We start from the raw sequence: 14,723 nt of genomic DNA, 5'->3' as shown, positions 1-14,723 counted from the left end.
AGTTATTGAGGCCGGATCCAGATCCAGACCTGTCGGAATTGCATCTGTAACCGACGCATTAGTCAGCTTGCTTAATGAAGTATTTACATCCACCGTCCACTCAATCTTGCTTGCGTTATATTTTTGCGGAAGCGGAACCCCGGACTTTGAAACAGCCTTCCCGTTATTGGGCAGGATCTGGAGAGTAATGGAGTTACTCGCATTTCCCGCTATCGGAAAAGGAAGCACCTGCGTTGTGCTGCCGGTAACTGTAGTCGAGCTTAGCTTAGCTTAGCTTCAGCCCAGAAGCCCCCTTTTATATCAAATAATCCGTCAATATTACCATTGAATTTTAGTAAGATTTTGTTATCTGTACCTATAGTATAAGTTCCGACACCATCAGGAAATTCACTGTTAACCAGTGTGCCTGAATAGGTCTGGTCAATTTTTAATTGTGACGGCAGCGTATAGGTATAAGTGGCGCCATCACCATACTTCGCATCAGGAAGCTGATAAGTCAGATTTAGCTTAACTATAGAATCAAGCTTATACACGTTGCTGGTAACCTGTGTACCGTTCTCATATACGGACAGAGTTACACTTTGCACAATATCCTCAGTAATTTGAGTTTCACCATCTGCATTGACTTTTGTAAACAAGCCTATTGCAGTTGCAATTGCTGTTACAGTTATAATAATTCCGAGCCAGATGAACCATTTGTTTTGTCTTATTAAACTCAAGAATTTTCCCTCTCCCTCATTAATTGTTAAATATATCACTGCTTACTTCATTTCTTACTATAAATGTCCTAGGCATCTTGCCCAACCGAAAAATAAATGCATCAAAACGTTGTAATCACAAGCTACATTGTAACTATATTCCACTGATAAATCACTGATAAATCACTGAAAAACTGAATACATTATCCTATGATATTAAGGTAGGTAGCCGTGAAACTATTTTAATACTAGTACAAAAAAGCCATGCATTCCGCAAAAGTCTTTGCAGATTGCATGGCTTATATCATTTAATCCAACTAATTCACTGTTTCTTATAGTTGAGCATGGTCACGCCGTGTGTACGTTTTACGTTTCTCCAGCAGCTTGTTTAGCGCATCCAGATAAGCGCGGGCACTGGCTTCAAGAATATCCGTGCTGAGTCCGCGTCCCTGTGCTGCTACTTCACCCTGGGATAACACTACATGAACCTCACCCTGTGCATCCTTACCGCGGCTGACAGCCTTAATGGAGTAGTCCCCGAGAGTAACTTCTTCACTTGTAGCCAGATCGATCGCGTTATAAATGGCATCAACCGAACCATTCCCTTCCGCTACAGCCACTACCGGCTCAGCTTCCTGGCCTTTAATGACAACTTTGGCGGTAGGAACAGCTTCATTGCCGTAAGTAACATAGATCGTTTGCAGACTGAAGATTTCCGGCGTATCCCCCAGCTTTTCTTCCAGCAAGGCCAGAATATCCTCATCGGAGACCTCTTTTTTCTTGTCTGCCAGATCTTTAAATTTTGCAAAAGCAGTATTCACTTCTTCTTCGGACAGGTCATATCCAAGATCACTGAGCTTATCACGGAAGGCATGCCGGCCGGAATGCTTACCCAGCACCAGCTTGCTCTCCTTCAGCCCGATTGTTTCCGGGGTCATGATCTCATAAGTAGTCTTCTCCTTGAGCATACCGTCCTGATGAATACCAGACTCATGCGCAAAAGCATTAGCACCGACAATTGCCTTGTTACCCGGAACGGCCATCCCGGTCAGCCTGCTGACCAGACGGCTGGTACGCGCGATTTCGGACAGCACCAGCGAAGTCTTTGCACCGAAAAATTCGTTCCGCGTCTCCAGCGCCAGTGCCACTTCTTCAATCGCCGTATTACCGGCACGTTCCCCGATCCCGTTAATGGTACCTTCAATCTGGTCCGCACCATTCTGGATCGCAGCCAGCGTGTTGGCCGTAGCCATTCCCAGGTCATTATGACAGTGGGCACTCAGCTGGACCTTCTCAATGTCAGGCACTGTATCCTTCAGGAATTTAAAGATAGCTCCGTATTCTGCCGGGTTGAGGTAACCGACGGTATCCGGAATATTGACCACATTTGCTCCCTCACGGATTGCCATAGCCACCATTTCCGCCATAAAATCACGTTCGGTCCGTCCGGCATCCTCCAGGGAAAACTCCAGCTTAGAAAAATATTTCTTTGCATAACGGATTGCCGATTGGGCCGTTTCAAGCACCTGGGCTTTCTCCATACGCAGCTTGTGCTGCCGGTGAATCGGCGATGTCGCCAGGAAAATATGAATGCAAGGATCCTGCGCGCCTTTCAATGCTTCTTTGACTGCATCAATATCGGTCTCCCTGGAACGCGAGAGTCCGATTACAGTAACATCCTTTACCGCACGCGCTACAGCGTTCACTGCAGCCAGATCACCAGGCGATGCAGCGGGAAACCCCGCTTCCATCCGGTCGATCCCAAGCTTTTCAAGCTGGTAGGCGATTTCCACCTTCTCATGCGTATTCAGGTTCACACCCGGCGACTGCTCTCCGTCACGCAGTGTCGTGTCGAACACATAGATTTTCCGCAAGCTGAGCACCTCCTGAAAAATTTGTGCTAAAACCCTCAAATGCGGCCCGCAAATTCACGGCCGCATCTGAGGATTACACTATTGTTTTGATACTGATTAAGTATATGAGCTTATTTCTTAATCCAGTGCATCATTTCACGCAGCTGGCTGCCGACTACTTCTACCGGATGAGCAGCTTCATTGCGGCGGGTAGCAGTCAGGAAGGCACGGCCGGACTGGTTCTCAAGGATAAAGTCACGGGCGAATTTACCCTGCTGAATATCAGTCAATACAGCCTTCATTGCTTTTTTGGTTTCGTCAGTAACGATACGCGGTCCAGTTACATAGTCACCGTACTCGGCAGTGTTAGAGATGGAATCACGCATAGTAGCAAGTCCGCCTTCATACACCAGGTCAACGATCAGCTTCAGCTCATGCAGACATTCGAAGTACGCCATTTCAGGAGCATATCCTGCTTCAGTCAATGTTTCGAAGCCGGCTTTGATCAGCGCGGATACACCACCGCAAAGAACTGCCTGCTCACCGAACAGATCGGTTTCGGTTTCTTCACGGAAGGAAGTTTCGATAACTCCGGCACGGGTACACCCGATGCCTTTAGCATAAGCAAGTCCGATTGCCTTAGCATTTCCTGTAGCATCCTGCTCGATAGCGATCAGTCCAGGAACGCCGAAGCCTTCTACATAAGTACGGCGAACCATGTGGCCCGGGGATTTAGGAGCTACCAGCAATACGTCAGCATCCTTAGGAGCAACGATCTGGCCGAAGTGCACGTTGAAGCCGTGGGAGAACATCAGAGCTGCGCCATTTTTGAGGTTTGGCTCGATATCATTTTTATATACGGATGCCTGTGTTTCGTCCGGCAACAGAATTTGCACTACGTCTGCACGGGATACTGCTTCAGCTACAGACAATACTTCAAAGCCGTCATTCTTGGCGGTTTCAAAGGATTTACCTTCACGCAGGCCGATAACAACCTGAAGACCGCTGTCGCGCAGGTTCTGCGCCTGGGCATGTCCCTGGCTACCGTACCCGATTACTGCAACTGTCTTTCCTTTTAATACGCTAAGTTCTGCATCCTGTTCATAGTACGTTGTAACTGCCATTGTCAATATCCTCCTTTAATTTAGGACCCATCGTAAAGAGCGGGTACTTCAAGAGTGCCCAAGGCTGATTCCGCAGCTCTGCGCTGCTCCTCAAGTCCCCGCTCTTTCGCGGGCAATTCATTATAATATTATCAAATTAATGCACACAAGCAGCAATTCGTTAAAGCTGTAAATTATACCGATCAGGCATTCCCGCGGATCATTGCAGTAACTCCGGTACGGGACAATTCTTTGATACCATATGGTTTCAGCAGCTCGATCATTGCGTCGATCTTCTGAGTCTCCCCTACCACCTGGACCAAGAGACTGTTCGTACCGATATCAACAACGGAAGCGCGGAACGTCTCGACTACACCCATAATTTCCGGACGCTCGGCCGGCTCGGCTTTGACCTTAATCAAGGCCAGCTCGCGGGCAACCATTGGCTTGGAGCCGAGATCCACAACTTTAATGACATCAATCAGCTTGTAAAGCTGCTTCTCGATCTGTTCCAGCGTATGCTGGTCTCCGAGTGTAACGATGACCATCCGGGACAGTCCGATTTCTTCGGACTGCCCGACAGTGATGCTCTCAATATTGAAGCCGCGGCGTCCGAACAATCCGGATACCCGCTGCAGTACGCCTGGCTGGTCATTCACAAGCACAGAAATCGTGTGTTTCATCACTGTCATTCATCTCCCATAAGCATTTGATCAATGGTTGAACCTTGAGTTACCATCGGGTAGACATTTTCGTCCTTTGGAACAACGAACTCCACCAGAACGGGTCCCGGCGTTTCCAGTGCTTCTTTCCACGCTGCGCCTGCTTCTTGCTTATTCGTTGCCCGCAGTCCTTTTACACCGTAGGCTTCAGCCAGCTTTACAAAATCCGGGCTGCCGGCGAGATCTGTGTAGCTGTAGCGTTTCTCATAAATGAGATTCTGCCACTGCCGTACCATACCCAGAACCTGGTTATTGATTACTACGATTTTGACCGGGATATTATTGATGGCACAGATCGCAAGCTCCTGGGAACACATCTGCATACCGCCGTCACCATTAATGGAAACGACCAGCCGTTCCGGATGTGCCATTTGCGCACCGATCGCTGACGGGAAACCGAAGCCCATCGTACCCAAACCGCCGGAGGTAATCCATGAACGCGGATGATTGAACTTGTAATATTGTGCCGCCCACATCTGATGCTGTCCTACGTCAGTAGTAACGATTGCTTCGCCCTTGGTAGTATCATTGATCATTTCAATAACCCATTGCGGCTTGAGCTCTGTCTCCGAATCATTGTAGCGGAGCGGCTTATCCAGCTTCCACTGGGCGATCTGCGTTCTCCAGGCATCCGCATTGGCGGCGCGTGTAAGATCCGGAATCAGCATTTCCAGAACGGTCTTCACATCGCCTACAATTGGAATATCAGGTGTTACATTCTTGCCGATTTCTGCCGGATCAATGTCAATGTGGACAATTTTAGCTTTTGGCGCAAAGCCGTCCAGCTTGCCGGTTACGCGGTCATCAAACCGGGCACCGATATTAATCAGCAGGTCACATTGCTGTATAGCATTATTTGCGGTATAGGTTCCGTGCATACCGGGCATTCCCATCCAGAGCTCCTCCGCACTAGGGAAGCAGCCGAGTCCCAGCAGGGTTGTTGTAATCGGGATTTCCGTCCGTTTTACAAACTCGGTCATTGCCTCATGCGCCCCGGAGTAGATAACACCGCCGCCTGCAATAATAATCGGACGTTCAGCTTCCGAGATCGCCCGGATCAGCTTATCAAGCTGAAGCTTGTTTGGAACCGTGCGCGGGTTATAGCCGCGGAGATTAACTCCCTGATGCTGCACCGGTGTAAACAGCGTCTTGGCTGCCGAGACATCCTTCGGAATATCGATCAGCACAGGACCCTTGCGTCCTGTATTCGCAACATGGAATGCTTCGTGAATAATGCGCGGCAGGTCTTCAACATCCCGTACCAGATAGCTGTGCTTCGTGATTGGCATTGTAATCCCTGTGATATCCGCTTCCTGGAAGGCATCTGTTCCGATCAGGCTGGAGAAGACATTTCCTGTAATGACTACCAGCGGAACCGAGTCCATAAAAGCAGTTGCGATTCCCGTAACCAGGTTAGTGGCTCCAGGACCAGAAGTCGCGATACAGACACCTGGTTTGCCGCTTGCTCTGGCATATCCGTCAGCTGCATGGATCGCACCCTGCTCGTGGCGGGTTAAGATATGCTTGAAATCATCGAATCCGTGAAGAGCGTCGTAAATGTATAATACGGCTCCGCCCGGATAACCGAATACCGTGTCTACGCCTTCGAGAACCAGACTGCGCAGCAGGATTTCAGAACCTGAGATCACCTCGGGATTTTTCCATTTCTCACGTAATTCTTCTGTAGACCGCACTTCCGGTGTTTGCGCGCTCATCAGTATTCCTCCCTTCGATAGTTAACATTCATTATGCAAATGACAGACCGTCTTTTATTCAGCAGTAGTAGGTTTACACAAAAAAACCTTCCGCCCCCCACGCGCCGAAATAAAGCGCGTGAGGGACGAAAGGTTTAGCTTCCGTGGTACCACCCATGTTTGCATTACATCTCACGATGCAACGCCTTATCAGGTAACAAAAATCCATCGATGTAGGCAGGGCCCAAATCTTTGTAACCTGAAGTCCGTAACGCGGACCAAACGATTCCCCCTAATAATTCCACCGCTCCTAACTGATGGACCTTTCAGGAAAACAGCTCCGAGGTGAGCTCGTATATAAGGGATTTCGGTGGAGGTTGCAGCAAATCCTCTCACTCTCTGAGCAAAAGAGCCCTTAAAACTTCGTCCTCATCATTGCCGATACAAGTATGTTCGTTAAAATGTTTAGACACATTATATGATTCCTCACATGGATAAGTCAATACCCATATTTCCTAATCTGTCACAAAACGTTGTTCTCTACTTTCCGTAACGCCCACACCCCTCCAGGCATATGATGTACGACAATGCGTGGAAAGGGGGGCGCGCGATGATTCGTTACCGCAGACCCAAGCAGGATGACAGCGTCATTATGGACTTGATTGAGAAGCAGCTCGTCCCGTTGTCGCATCTGCCGCAGACTATTATTAACCAGGTCAGGAAAGACTTGCCCCGCCGTTTGAGCCAAGGAGTAACCCTGGTAGCTTGTCCGGACTATGAAAGTGATCCGCTGGGATTTGTCCATTTCATGCTGCACGGTGATCTGCTCTATATTGATATGCTGGCCATAGCTCCGGCAGCACGGCGCAAGCGCTGGGGAAATCTGCTGATGGACCGTGCGGAACGGTTTGCATTATCCCGCGGCTGTAAGCGGGCCAAGGTCGCTGTGGATACCGGAAATACGGCAGGTATCTCCTTTTATGAAAAAATGGGCTACAGCGTAGCCCGTTATCAGCCGCAGAATTATTGCTATGAATTTGAGAAGCAGTTCAATTGGGTCTAAAAGAATCCGATTGGCGGGTAAGGCCCTCCGCCATAACCCGGTCCAGGCCCATAACCGCCATAACCGGGTTTAGGCCCGTAAGCGCCATAGCCGGGTTTTGGTCCGTAACCGCCATAAGGTCCGCCACCGTAACCATAACCGCCGCCATAACCTGCATAAGGAGCCGTGCCGACAGCAAGCAGATCAAACAATACCAGCGGAATCAGTGCTTTGGTTTGCACTTTTTTACCGCTGACACGCTGCAGAACCAGACGATCACCAGAGACGCGCACCAGTTTACCTGTCACCGTGGAGCCGTCTTTTTTTACTGCCACTATATGCTTGCCGACCAGCTTCATAACCTGTTTCTTCGTAACGGGCTGTGCCATTTTATCCCTCCTGAAAATTTCTTGATTGTGCGTAAGGTTCAACCTCAGTCTATTCTTAAAGGCTTCGGTTCGCCTGTACACCTGTCCCGGCTCGACGGGATAACAGACCTGATTAGGAACGCCACTCCGCCGGAAAACTAAAAAAGCGCATATCCAGAAAAACTGGACATGCGCTTCTTTTGTCACACGATCGCATTGATTTATTAAGTTTAACGTTTACCAGGATCGTAAGGTTCACCCAATGCTTTTGGAGCAGAGGAGCGGCCTACAGCACTCACCAGCACGATAATAGTCAGCACGTAAGGAATCATGAATATAAATTCCTGCGGAATGCTCTTGGACCATTCAAACAGCTGCACATAGTTACGGATTGCCTGCGAGAAGCCGAAGAATACGGCAGCTCCGAAGGCACCCAGCGGATTCCATTTACCGAAGATCATTGCGGCAATCGCAATGAAGCCCTGACCGGAAATCGTATTGTGCGCAAACGTGCCTGTAGTCGTCAGAGTGATCGTCGCTCCGCCAATACCTGCCAGCATACCGCTCAGCATAACGCCAATATATCTCATCCGGTTTACGTTGACACCCAGAGTATCCGCAGCACTTGGATGTTCACCAACCGCACGCAGACGGAGTCCGAACGGTGTCTTGAAGAGGACGAAATAAATCACGATGACGAGAATAATCGCCAGATAGGTTGTCGGATACGAGTTAAAAATCCCTTCACCGATCACCGGAATCTTGGAAAGTACAGGTACTGACACTTTTTTGAATCCGTCAATCAGCGGAGACTCGCCTGCCCCGTCGAAAAACAGCTTAACCATATACAGCGTACTTCCTGCCGCCAGAAAGTTGATTACTGTACCGCTGATCGTCTGATCCGCTTTGAAGGTAATGGAGGCAACAGCGTGAATCAGCGAGCCGATTACTCCGACTGCCATGGCACAGAGCACACCAACCCATGGAGCCCATGCTCCCATTCCTGCATCCTGGGCATAGTGTCCCCCTACAGCAGCAGCAAAGGCACCAAACATCATTAAACCTTCAAGACCGATATTGACCACACCGGAACGTTCAGAGAAGATGCCGCCAAGAGCAGCGAAAATGAGCGCCGTGGAAAAAACAAGCGTCGTATTGAGCAATTGTCCTAACGTCAGCAGATCCATCTATGACACCTTCTCTTTCTTCCGCTTGAGGTAAAAGGGCTTAAGCACCCAGCGGACAATTCCTTGAGCTGCAATAAAGAATATAATCGAACCGATTACGATGCGGATCAGCTCAGGCGGAACATCCGCGCCAAAGCTCATACCTGCAGCACCGTAAGTGAGCATACCATACAGGATCGCTGCCAGAATTACACCCAGCGGATGTGTCAGGCCCAGCAGGGCTACTGCGATACCATTAAAGCCGTACCCTGGCGAAGCTGCAAATACGGACTGGTAATGGAATACGCCGAGCACTTCACCCGCACCGGCAAGACCGGCAAAGGCGCCACTGATAAACATGGCTTTAACCACGTTACGTCCTACACTCATCCCGGCATATTCGGCAGCATTCGGATTGAGACCTACAGCACGCATCTCATATCCCTGTTTGGTCTTCCATAAGTAGACATAGAAGAAGATAGCCGCACAGATCGCAATAGCCGTCCCCCAGTGAATACGTGCGTTATCGAATACCCCGTTCAGGAAGGTCATGGACAATGATGCCGGAATGTCTTCGGAACGGTTCTGGCCTTTAAGCAGGAGGAAGTTCCTAACAATATAATTCGACAGATACAGCGCAATCCAGTTCAGCATAATCGTAGTTATAACTTCATTGATTCCGCGTTTGGCCTTCAGGTAGCCGGCAATACCGGCCCATAGTCCACCGGCAAGCCCTGCAGCAATTACAGCAAGCGGAACCAGCAGGAAGGACGGTAAACCGGCCAGTTTGATCCCGACCAGAGTAGCAGCAGTCATACCGATCAGCACCTGTCCATCCGCACCGATGTTAAACATCCCTGAACGGAATGCAAAAGCTACAGCAAGACCGGTGAACATCAGCGGCGTCATCTCGCGGATGGCCTCACCAAAATCATACGGACTGCCAAATACACGTTTGAACAGCGCGGAGTAGGCAGCTACTGGGTCATATCCGCCAATCAGCATAACAACGGCTCCGACCAGGAAGCCCATTACAATCGCAACCAGAGGCACAATATAGCTGTCTGTTGCGAAGATTTTTTTCAGTCTATGCACCCGCATTTCCTCCCCGCTTCAAGCTTCCCGCCATCATCAGACCGAGTTCCCGGTCATTTGTATCCTGCGGGAATACTTCGCCGACAATATGCCCTTCGTAAATAACGGCAATTCTGTCGGATACATTCATAATTTCATCCAGTTCGAAGGAAATGAGCAAAACAGCCTTGCCCTGGTCACGCTGGGCAATCAGCTGCTTCTGCACAAATTCAATCGCCCCTACATCCAGACCGCGTGTAGGCTGTGCTGCAATCAGCAGTGTCGGATTTTTGTCTATTTCCCGCGCAATAATCGCTTTTTGCTGATTACCGCCGGACAAGGAGCGGGCCTTAGTCTCAATTGAAGGTGTCCGCACATCAAATTGCTTGATCAAATCCTCGGCATGGCGGTCAATAACATCCATCTTGAGGAATCCGCCCTGATTATAAGGGCTCTTATAATAGGTTTCGAGCACCATGTTCTCACTGACACTGAAATCAAGCACCAGACCGTGTTTATGCCGGTCTTCAGGTATGTGGGATACGTTCATTTCAGAGATTTTGCGCGGCGATAGGTTGGCAATCTCCTGGCCCGAAACGGTAATGGAGCCTGAATCGATTTTGCGCAGGCCGGTAATAGCCTGAATCAGCTCACTTTGTCCGTTTCCGTCAACACCGGCAATACCCAGAATCTCCCCTGCCTTCACTTCAAAGCTGAGACCGTTCAGGACGGGAACGCCATCCTTGCTCTTGCTGTTGACATTTGTGAGTTTAAGCACACTGTCACCAATATGCGGAACCTGCTTGTCCACCTTAAAGGTTACTCCGCGGCCAACCATTTTCTCAGCCAGTTCATTAGGATTAGTTTCAGAAGTAGTGACACTATCAATAACTTTCCCTCTGCGGATAATGGTTACACGGTCAGAGATCTGCATAATTTCCTTAAGCTTATGCGTAATCAGAATAATAGACTTTCCCTCTGCAACGAGCCGCTTCATAATCGCCATTAGTTCTGTAATTTCCTGCGGCGTTAGTACAGCGGTTGGCTCGTCGAATATAAGTATATCCGCTCCGCGGTACAGGGTTTTCATAATTTCTACCCGTTGCTGCATGCCGACCGAAATGTCATGAATCCGGGCATTCGGATCAACCTGGAGGCCATACTGCTCGGAGAGCTTACGAACCTGCTCCGCTGCGGATTTATAGTCGATTTTCAGGCCCTTCTTCGGTTCCATCCCAAGAACGATATTCTCGGTTACCGTAAAAGGCTCAACAAGCTTGAAATGCTGGTGAACCATACCAATGCCAAGCTCAATAGCTTTATTGGGGCTATCAATAATAACCGGTTTCCCGTCGATTTCTATGCTGCCTTCATCGGGCTGGTACAGTCCGAATACGATATTCATCAAGGTTGACTTGCCTGCCCCGTTTTCACCAAGCAGTGCATGGATCTCCCCTTTTTGGAGCGTCAGACTAATGGAGTCGTTCGCGACAATACCGGGAAAGCGTTTTGTGATTTGCTTCAACTCTACGACAGGAGCCGCAGCACTCATGGAATCACCCTCATCACAGAATATATAGAACCTTACAGACACGGTTAACCGCCCTGGAAAGGGCGGCTATCTATGCCTGACAAAAACCAATGCATTGACAGGGAACAAGGCCAGCTTAAAGACCGGCCTTGTTCCCTGCTCTATGCTGTTTCGCAAAAGAATCTGGACAAGTATTATTACTCGCCAGGAACAACGATTGTTCCATCGATGATTTGTTGTTTGTATTCTTCAACCTTAGCCAGGATTTCAGCGGAAACGTTAGCTTTGGAAGTTTCAGGAAGGCCTACACCGTTGTCTTTCAGAGTCAGTACAGTTGTAGTACCGCCCTTGAATGTTCCGTCAACCACTTGCTGGGAAACCTTCTTAACCGCTTCGTCAACACGTTTGATCATGGAAGTCAGCGTTACATCGTCACCAAACTCCAGGGATTGGTCTTTGTCTACGCCGATAACCCATACTTTGTCGCCGCCTGCATCATTACGGGACTTAGCTTCGTTAAATACACCGTTACCAGTTGCGCCTGCAGCCGGGAAGATGATGTCGTTGCCAGCGTTATACAATGTAGCAGCCAGGGATTTACCAGTGTCAGGCTTGTCATATGCACCTGCATACGTAATGCTTACAGTTGCTTCAGGGTTAACTGCTTCTACGCCGGCTTTGAAGCCAACTTCGAAACGTTTGATAACCGGGCTTTCCATACCGCCGATAAAGCCTACTTTGTTAGTTTTTGTAGTCAGACCTGCAACTACACCAACCAGGAAGGAGCCTTCGTTTTCAGCAAATGTTACGGATTCCACGTTAGGAGCGTCAACAACGCTGTCGATGATTGCCAGGTTAGCATCCGGGTTTTCTTGAGCAACCTTCAGCAAAGCGTCGCCAAGGTCAAAACCGATACCCCAAGTCAGATTGTAGCCGCCTTTAACGAATTGGTTAAGGTTTGGCTCATAGTCAGCATTAGAGTTACTCTGCAGATATTTAATTTCAACGCCAGCCTCTGTTTCAAGGGATTGAAGAGCTTCCCAAGCTGATTGGTTAAACGATTTGTCGTTAACTCCGCCTACGTCAGTAACCAGACCAATTTTCACATCGGACTTAGGAGCTTCAGCAGCCGGTGCATTGGTAGCTGTTCCAGCGTTGGTACCAGTTTCACCATTAGCAGCATTTCCTGAGTTGGCGTTATTGTTGTTTCCGCATCCTGCCAGGATAGCTGTGCAAGCGGTCAACATAACGAGCGACGTTTTCAAAAACTTTTTCATCGATTGTGATCCCCCTTAAAAAATTGGATGTCTTCTGTCTTCTGCTTGGACATACCATTAGCTCAAATTATACCTGCAAAAAACCCTAAAATCCAGTCCATAAATGACCTCAGGTCAATAATAATTTGCATTTTTTCACAAGAAAACGCTTCCCGTGACACGGTACGTCAGATTAGCCGTCATGATACGTCAGAATATCTCAAATTGCTTATTCCTACGGTTAGTTGTCTATAATATTATTGCACGCCAAACCATTTTCTATTATCATGAATGCTTACATATTGTAAGAAAAGGGAGCCCTGAATCATGGAAGAACATAACGATCCTCAAACCAATCTGCCCTTTAAGTACAGCCGTGAATCGCGCGTTTTCAAAACCGGCCGCGTCTTCCCCAATGATGTCAACAATCACAAGACATTGTTCGGAGGCAAGCTGATGAGCACTATAGATGAAGTGGCTTCGATCTCAGCCATGCGCCACTGCCGTAAAAATGTCGTCACAGCTTCAACTGATTCTGTAGACTTCCTGCGGCCGATCCGGCCTTCCGATTCCGTCTGCTTCGAATCCTTTGTCACCTGGACGGGCCGCACCAGCATCGAGGTATTCGTTAAAATCATCTCTGAAAACCTCTACACCGGCGAACGCGCCGTTGCCGCTACCTCGTTCCTGACTTTTGTAGCCATTGAAGAGGACGGCACACCGGCGCCTGTACCAGCGATCATTCCTGAGACCGATGAAGAGAAGCTGATCAGCGAATCTGCAGAAGAGCGGTCCGAGCTCCGGAAGATCAGACGCGCAAGCAGTAAGAAACTTGCTTCACAGCTCAGCACCACCAAGTACTGGGAATAACAGCCGCACGCCATAGCCGCACAAAAAAAGCACCGTCACACGGGTTCCCCCGCAGGCGGTGCTTTTCGGTTATTTATAACAATTACGCGTTGATCTTCTCTTTGGCTACAACAGCCAGGGAGTTGAATGCGTTCAGGTCGTTTACTGCCAGGTCAGCCAGCATTTTGCGGTTCACTTCTACGCCAGCCAGTTTCAGGCCGTGTACAAGCTTGCTGTAGGACAGACCGTTTTGACGGGCTGCTGCATTAATACGAACGATCCACAGTCTGCGGAAGTTACGTTTAGTCTGACGACGGTCACGGTATGCGTAAACCATCGATTTCATTACTTGCTCTTTAGCAGTTTTGAAAATGCGGTGCTTGGAACCGAAATAACCCTTAGCCAGCTTCAATACTTTTTTATGTCTACGACGAACTACAAATCCGCCTTTAACTCTTGCCATATTAATAAACCTCCCAAAAATGTGTGATCAAACTATTTCAAGTTAGCAAGTCCTTGTTTCAAACGTCTAACGTCACCGGCAGCCATAACCGGATTGCCGTTCAGTACGCGCTTAGCACGTTTGGACTTGTGGGACAGCAAGTGGTTCTTGTGGGCTTTGTAGCGCAGAACTTTACCGGATCCGGTGATCTTGAAGCGGCCTTTCAGGCTGCTATGTGTTTTCATTTTAGGCATGGTGTTTCCTCCTTGAATATTATGCGGCGCCAAATTGCTGTGCAAGTGACTCCAAATTTATTGGGGCTTAGGAGCCAGAATCATAATCATGCTGCGTCCTTCCAGCTTAGGCTGGCGCTCCACAACAGCTATATCAACCACTTCGTTCTTAACGCGTTCCAGAATTTTCTGGCCGATATTAGCGTGGGTAATCTCACGTCCGCGGAAACGAACGGAGCACTTCACTTTATCGCCTTCACCCAGGAATTTGATCACATTGCGGAACTTGGTTTGATAATCATGTTCTTCAATGTTAGCACGGAACCAGACTTCCTTAAGATCAACGATCTTCTGATTCTTACGCGCTTCCTTCTCTTTCTTCTGTGTTTCATAACGGAACTTGCCGTAATCCATGATGCGGCATACCGGCGGTTTCGCCTGCGGAGCTACGTTGACTAAATCCAAATTCAGATCAATCGCCATTTGCAGCGCCTCTCGGATCGGCGTAATTCCGATTTGCTCACCTTCCGCTCCAACCAACCGGACCTCTCTGGCCCGAATTTCATCATTGATCATATGTTCCTTACTGATAACGCTCCACCTCCGGATCTATTTGACAATTTGTTGTGGTTCTCCATAAAAAAGGGGCGCCGGTAACTCCCGACACCCCGTGTTTGATCAACGTTCATGAA

At 48.8% G+C, this 14,723-nt stretch carries 15 protein-coding genes and 1 other annotated feature (1 of these 16 only partly in view); of the genes, 2 read left to right on the top strand and 13 right to left on the bottom strand.

The window, feature by feature from the left end; genetic code table 11:
* Positions 1-260: 260 nt before the first annotated feature.
* The 5 genes from NST84_RS06345 to ilvB all read right to left on the bottom strand — a co-directional run bounded on the left by NST84_RS06345 (position 261) and on the right by ilvB (position 6,091).
* Positions 261-719 carry an Ig-like domain-containing protein gene (locus NST84_RS06345; protein WP_342564776.1) on the bottom strand — a complete coding sequence of 153 codons (459 nt, stop codon included), beginning with the start codon at positions 717-719 and terminating at the stop codon, positions 261-263.
* A gap of 311 nt (positions 720-1,030) precedes the next feature.
* On the bottom strand, positions 1,031-2,572 hold the full coding sequence (locus tag NST84_RS06340) for a 2-isopropylmalate synthase (protein WP_342564775.1): 1,542 nt from the start codon (positions 2,570-2,572) through the stop codon (positions 1,031-1,033).
* A 110-nt stretch (positions 2,573-2,682) separates the two neighbouring features.
* Positions 2,683-3,675 (bottom strand): ketol-acid reductoisomerase, encoded by a 993-nt coding sequence (gene ilvC / locus NST84_RS06335; RefSeq protein WP_342564774.1) that lies wholly within the window; start codon positions 3,673-3,675, stop codon positions 2,683-2,685.
* Between the two features lie 182 nt (positions 3,676-3,857).
* A complete protein-coding gene (gene ilvN, locus NST84_RS06330; protein WP_342564773.1) occupies positions 3,858-4,346 on the bottom strand; it encodes an acetolactate synthase small subunit in 489 nt (162 codons plus the stop codon).
* Positions 4,343-6,091: a biosynthetic-type acetolactate synthase large subunit gene (gene ilvB / locus NST84_RS06325; protein ID WP_342564772.1), complete on the bottom strand. Its 1,749-nt coding sequence runs from the start codon at positions 6,089-6,091 to the stop codon at positions 4,343-4,345. The genes ilvN and ilvB overlap by 4 nt, the downstream gene beginning before the upstream one ends.
* 589 nt (positions 6,092-6,680) lie before the next feature.
* On the opposite strand from ilvB, the gene NST84_RS06320 reads away from it, so the two are divergent.
* On the top strand, positions 6,681-7,133 hold the full coding sequence (locus tag NST84_RS06320) for a GNAT family N-acetyltransferase (protein WP_342564771.1): 453 nt from the start codon (positions 6,681-6,683) through the stop codon (positions 7,131-7,133).
* Here NST84_RS06320 and NST84_RS06315 read toward each other — a convergent pair.
* The 5 genes from NST84_RS06315 to NST84_RS06295 form a co-directional block, all read right to left on the bottom strand.
* Complete coding sequence (locus NST84_RS06315; protein WP_342564770.1) at positions 7,130-7,501, bottom strand: hypothetical protein; 372 nt, start codon at positions 7,499-7,501, stop codon at positions 7,130-7,132. The two genes, NST84_RS06320 and NST84_RS06315, sit on opposite strands and share 4 nt — an antisense overlap.
* 209 nt (positions 7,502-7,710) lie before the next feature.
* Entirely contained in the window at positions 7,711-8,667 is a 957-nt protein-coding gene (locus NST84_RS06310; RefSeq protein WP_342564769.1) for an ABC transporter permease, read from the bottom strand.
* Positions 8,668-9,741, bottom strand: a complete 1,074-nt coding sequence (locus NST84_RS06305) for an ABC transporter permease (RefSeq protein ID WP_342564768.1) — start codon at positions 9,739-9,741, stop codon at positions 8,668-8,670.
* Positions 9,734-11,272, bottom strand: a complete 1,539-nt coding sequence (locus NST84_RS06300) for an ABC transporter ATP-binding protein (protein ID WP_342564767.1) — start codon at positions 11,270-11,272, stop codon at positions 9,734-9,736. Before NST84_RS06300 ends, NST84_RS06305 begins: the two co-directional genes overlap by 8 nt.
* A gap of 176 nt (positions 11,273-11,448) precedes the next feature.
* Entirely contained in the window at positions 11,449-12,528 is a 1,080-nt protein-coding gene (locus tag NST84_RS06295; protein WP_342564766.1) for a BMP family ABC transporter substrate-binding protein, read from the bottom strand.
* A 306-nt stretch (positions 12,529-12,834) separates the two neighbouring features.
* On the opposite strand from NST84_RS06295, the gene NST84_RS06290 reads away from it, so the two are divergent.
* Positions 12,835-13,377 (top strand): acyl-CoA thioesterase, encoded by a 543-nt coding sequence (locus NST84_RS06290; protein WP_342564765.1) that lies wholly within the window; start codon positions 12,835-12,837, stop codon positions 13,375-13,377.
* 82 nt (positions 13,378-13,459) lie between these two features.
* Here NST84_RS06290 and rplT read toward each other — a convergent pair whose 3' ends face one another.
* The 3 genes from rplT to infC are packed head-to-tail and all read right to left on the bottom strand — an operon-like array spanning position 13,460 to position 14,607.
* Positions 13,460-13,819, bottom strand: coding sequence for a 50S ribosomal protein L20 (gene rplT, locus NST84_RS06285; RefSeq protein ID WP_342564764.1), 360 nt, complete (start codon positions 13,817-13,819; stop codon positions 13,460-13,462).
* 32 nt (positions 13,820-13,851) lie between these two features.
* The gene (rpmI, locus tag NST84_RS06280; protein WP_062320217.1) at positions 13,852-14,052 is read right to left on the bottom strand and encodes a 50S ribosomal protein L35; all 201 of its coding nucleotides are present in this window, start codon (positions 14,050-14,052) and stop codon (positions 13,852-13,854) included.
* Between the two features lie 57 nt (positions 14,053-14,109).
* Entirely contained in the window at positions 14,110-14,607 is a 498-nt protein-coding gene (infC, locus tag NST84_RS06275) for a translation initiation factor IF-3 (protein WP_039870606.1), read from the bottom strand.
* 55 nt (positions 14,608-14,662) lie between these two features.
* Positions 14,663-14,723, bottom strand: a sequence feature (ribosomal protein L20 leader region) (it continues 83 nt past the right edge of the window).

This window comes from Paenibacillus sp. FSL R7-0345, assembly GCF_038595055.1.
In the GTDB taxonomy this organism is placed as follows: Bacteria; Bacillota; Bacilli; order Paenibacillales; family Paenibacillaceae; genus Paenibacillus_AQ.
This window is presented reverse-complemented; position numbering and strand designations above follow the sequence as displayed.

Excerpts from the sequence above, each read along its gene's own strand:
- rplT (WP_342564764.1), bottom strand. The coding sequence starts at position 13,819 with ATGGCAAGAGTTAAAGGCGGATTTGTAGTTCGTCGTAGACATAAAAAA.
- ilvC (WP_342564774.1), bottom strand. The coding sequence starts at position 3,675 with ATGGCAGTTACAACGTACTATGAACAGGATGCAGAACTTAGCGTATTA.
- ilvB (WP_342564772.1), bottom strand. The coding sequence starts at position 6,091 with ATGAGCGCGCAAACACCGGAAGTGCGGTCTACAGAAGAATTACGTGAG.
- NST84_RS06310 (WP_342564769.1), bottom strand. The coding sequence starts at position 8,667 with ATGGATCTGCTGACGTTAGGACAATTGCTCAATACGACGCTTGTTTTT.
- NST84_RS06295 (WP_342564766.1), bottom strand. The coding sequence starts at position 12,528 with ATGAAAAAGTTTTTGAAAACGTCGCTCGTTATGTTGACCGCTTGCACA.
- NST84_RS06315 (WP_342564770.1), bottom strand. The coding sequence starts at position 7,501 with ATGGCACAGCCCGTTACGAAGAAACAGGTTATGAAGCTGGTCGGCAAG.
- NST84_RS06290 (WP_342564765.1), top strand. The coding sequence starts at position 12,835 with ATGGAAGAACATAACGATCCTCAAACCAATCTGCCCTTTAAGTACAGC.
- rpmI (WP_062320217.1), bottom strand. The coding sequence starts at position 14,052 with ATGCCTAAAATGAAAACACATAGCAGCCTGAAAGGCCGCTTCAAGATC.
- ilvN (WP_342564773.1), bottom strand. The coding sequence starts at position 4,346 with ATGACAGTGATGAAACACACGATTTCTGTGCTTGTGAATGACCAGCCA.
- NST84_RS06320 (WP_342564771.1), top strand. The coding sequence starts at position 6,681 with ATGATTCGTTACCGCAGACCCAAGCAGGATGACAGCGTCATTATGGAC.
- NST84_RS06300 (WP_342564767.1), bottom strand. The coding sequence starts at position 11,272 with ATGAGTGCTGCGGCTCCTGTCGTAGAGTTGAAGCAAATCACAAAACGC.
- infC (WP_039870606.1), bottom strand. The coding sequence starts at position 14,607 with ATGATCAATGATGAAATTCGGGCCAGAGAGGTCCGGTTGGTTGGAGCG.